Source organism: Mycobacterium sp., assembly GCF_036488105.1.
Classification (GTDB): Bacteria; Actinomycetota; Actinomycetes; order Mycobacteriales; family Mycobacteriaceae; genus Mycobacterium.
The window spans coordinates 1-3,129 of the sequence record NZ_DASXHW010000193.1 but is presented as its reverse complement, the minus strand read 5'-3'; the positions used below and the strand labels follow the sequence as shown (position 1 = coordinate 3,129).

General features: G+C 65.7%; 3 protein-coding genes. 1 reads left to right on the top strand and 2 read right to left on the bottom strand.

The window, feature by feature from the left end; genetic code table 11:
* A partial coding sequence (locus VGH54_RS10575; protein ID WP_331511924.1) for a gamma-glutamyltransferase family protein occupies window positions 1–1,325 on the top strand: 1,325 nt, incomplete at its 5' end.
* On the opposite strand, the gene purD is transcribed toward VGH54_RS10575, so the two are convergent.
* Both purD and VGH54_RS10565 read right to left on the bottom strand, forming a co-directional pair.
* Window positions 1,322–2,590: a phosphoribosylamine--glycine ligase gene (gene purD / locus VGH54_RS10570; protein WP_331511923.1), complete on the bottom strand. Its 1,269-nt coding sequence runs from the start codon at window positions 2,588–2,590 to the stop codon at window positions 1,322–1,324. The two genes, VGH54_RS10575 and purD, sit on opposite strands and share 4 nt — an antisense overlap.
* 24 nt (window positions 2,591–2,614) lie before the next feature.
* Complete coding sequence (locus tag VGH54_RS10565) at window positions 2,615–3,016, bottom strand: MarR family winged helix-turn-helix transcriptional regulator (protein WP_331511922.1); 402 nt, start codon at window positions 3,014–3,016, stop codon at window positions 2,615–2,617.
* Between the last annotated feature and the right edge of the window lie 113 nt (window positions 3,017–3,129).

Sequence of the window (3,129 nt, the reverse complement as noted above, 5' to 3'; positions counted from 1 at the left end):
GCCGCTCCCCCGCGGCGTGGACGCCGGAGTATTTCGGCGACAAGGGCGTTCCTACGCTCGGCTGGAATTCCGTCACCGTTCCCGGTGCGGTGTCCGCCTGGGTCGAGTTGCACACAAAATTCGGGAAGCTGCCGTTCGAGCGGCTCTTCGGGCCGGCAATCTCCTACGCTCGCAACGGCTTTCTGCTGTCACCGAGCATCGCGGACCAGTGGGCGGCGCAAGTGCCGCTGTTCGAGTCCCAGCCGGGGTTTGCCGAAGCGTTCATGCCCGGCGGCCGGCCGCCGTATCCCGGCGAGCTGGTCAGGTTGCCTGACCACGCCGTCACGCTCGAGGCGATCGCAGCCACCAAGGGCGAGACGTTCTATCGCGGAGATCTGGCGGCCACACTCGAAGCCCACTCGTCGGCTAACGGCGGTGCCATGCGAGCCGGCGATCTCGCGGCGCATCGCGCTGACTGGGTCGGCACGATCTCTGGGGACTACCGCGGGTACACCGTGCACGAGATTCCGCCCAACGGCCAGGGCATCGTTGCCTTGATCGCCCTCGGAATTCTCGAACAGTTCGACATGGCTGCGCTTCCAGTGGATTCCGCCGACCGCGTGCATCTGCAGATCGAAGCGGTGAAGCTCGCGTTCGCCGACGCACAGGCCTACGTGTCCGACATCGAACACATGACGGTGAACCCCCAGAGCCTGCTCGATAAGGATTACCTGCGCGAGCGCGCGACGCTGATCGATCGGGACCGGGCCAGGCCGGCCTCTGCCGGTACACCGCGCGGGGGCACGGTGTATCTCACCGCCGCGGACGCCTCGGGCGCCATGGTGTCGATGATCCAGTCGAACTACATGGGTTTCGGCTCAGGCGTCGTGGTGCCCGGCACCGGGATAGCGCTGCAAAACCGCGGCGCGGATTTTGCTGTGCAACGAGGGCATCCGAACCAAGTAGGACCGGGTAAGCGGCCGTACCACACCATCATCCCGGGTTTTCTGACCAAGGACGGCGCTGCGGTGATGAGCTTCGGGGTGATGGGCGGCCCCATGCAACCCCAGGGTCATGTGCAGGTGGTGGGACGCATCGTCGACCACGGCCAGAATCCACAGGCGGCCTGTGACGGCCCGCGGTTCCGCTGGGCGCACGGTCTTCAGGTGTGTTGTGAGCCAGGGTTTCCGCCGTCGACGCTGGACGAACTTCAGCGCCGGGGCCATCAATTCGTCACCACCGACGACTACAACCAATTCGGCAGTTGCCAGGCGATCTGGCGGCTCGACGACGGATATCTGGCGGTCAGCGACCCTCGCCGCGACGGCCAGGCAGCCGGCTTCTAGATACGGATCTTGTCTTCGGCGGCCGCCAGGCCGATGTCGGTGCGAAAGTGGCTTCCGGGCAACCGAATTGATCCGAGGATCTCGTAGGCTGCTGAACGGGCCGCGGCTAAATCGGGTCCAGTTCCCACCACCGACAGGACGCGGCCGCCCGACGATACGATCGCGCCGTCGTCGCCTCGAGTGGTTCCGGCATGCAGAACGCCGTCGCCATCCGAGCCGACGATCGCGTCGCCAACCCGCGGCTTGCCGGGATAGTGCTCGGCGGCCAGCACCACCGTCACGGCTGCACCGTCGCGCCACTTCAGTTCACCGAAGCTTGCCAGTGTGCCGGTCGCCGCGGCGTTGAGCAGCTGGCCCAGTGGTGACTCGAGCAGCGCGAGCACCGACTGTGTCTCCGGATCGCCGAATCGGCAGTTGAATTCGATCACCGCGGGCCCGTAGGACGTGACCACCAGACCGGCGTACAGCAATCCGGAAAACGGGCTGCCGCGCCGGACCATCTCCGCCGCAACGGGTTCGGCGATATCGGTGACCATCGCTCGGTACATGTCTGGAGGCAGCCATGGCACCGGCGCGTAGGCGCCCATGCCTCCGGTGTTAGGTCCGGTGTCGCCCACGCCGACGCGCTTGAAGTCCTGCGCCGCCAGCAACGGCACGACGGTCTCGCCGTCGACGACACAGAACAGCGACACCTCCGGGCCGTCGAGGAAGGACTCCAGCAGCACCGGGTGCCCGGATTCGAGCAGTCCCGCGGCATGAGCGCGGGCCGCGTCGCGGTCCGGCGTGACCACCACACCCTTGCCGGCGGCCAGCCGATCGTCTTTGACTACCCAGGCGCGGTCGCCGGCCGGCGGCCCGAATCGGTCCAGCGCTGCGTCCAAACATGCGGGGCTGTCGACGATCTCACTGGACGCGGTACGCACACCGGCAGCCGCCATCACGTCTTTGGCGAAGGCTTTGGATCCTTCGATCTCGGCCGCCGCCTTGCTGGGCCCGAAGCAGGCAATGCCGGCGTCGCGAACAGCGTCGGCCACCCCGAGTACCAACGGAACCTCGGGGCCGATGACCACCAGGTCGGCCCGGATCTCGCGGGCCAGCGCGACGACGTCGTCGCCCGAGGTGATATCGACGTCGTGCTGGTCGGCGATTGCGGCCGTGCCGGCATTGCCGGGAGCGATGGCCACCGCCTCGACCTGTGGATCGGTGCGCAAGGCCAGCAAGAGGGCATGTTCGCGGGCACCGGAGCCGATCACCAGAACGCGCACGAGACGTCACTCTAGTGGAGGCAGTCAGACAATTCGTTCCAGCAGACCCTTGAACTCTTTGCGCTGGACGGCAGTGAGACGCGACAGGCGCTTGTCGAACTCCTCGGACAGCACCGACATACCGCCGGTGGCGGCCTTGCGTCCGGTCGCGGTGAGTAGCAAGCGATGGCGGCGCAGATCGGACGGATCGATCTCGCGACTCACGAAGCCCGCCGCCTCCAGTCGCTTCAGGTATGCGGTGACCGTCGCCTTGGGCATGTTCAACGTCGTGGCGAGTTCGGCCGGGTAGGGATGCTCATCGATCTCGGCGAGCAGGAGCAGTTCCTTCGTCTCCAGGCCCAACGCGCAGATATCGTCCTCAGCGCGGGAGATGACCGACAACAGCACCCGGTAGTTCAGGGACCAGATCTTGGCCGCATCAGACATCGACTTGCCGGATCGTTCAGTTGTGAACTAGTTTAGATATGAACAAACGCATAACCGAACAATCTACCAGAAAGCCATCATCATGCCTCTGGATCAATACGCGACACTCGGAC

Coding starts and splice junctions, on each gene's coding strand:
- VGH54_RS10565 (WP_331511922.1), bottom strand. CDS start 3,016: ATGTCTGATGCGGCCAAGATCTGGTCCCTGAACTACCGGGTGCTGTTG.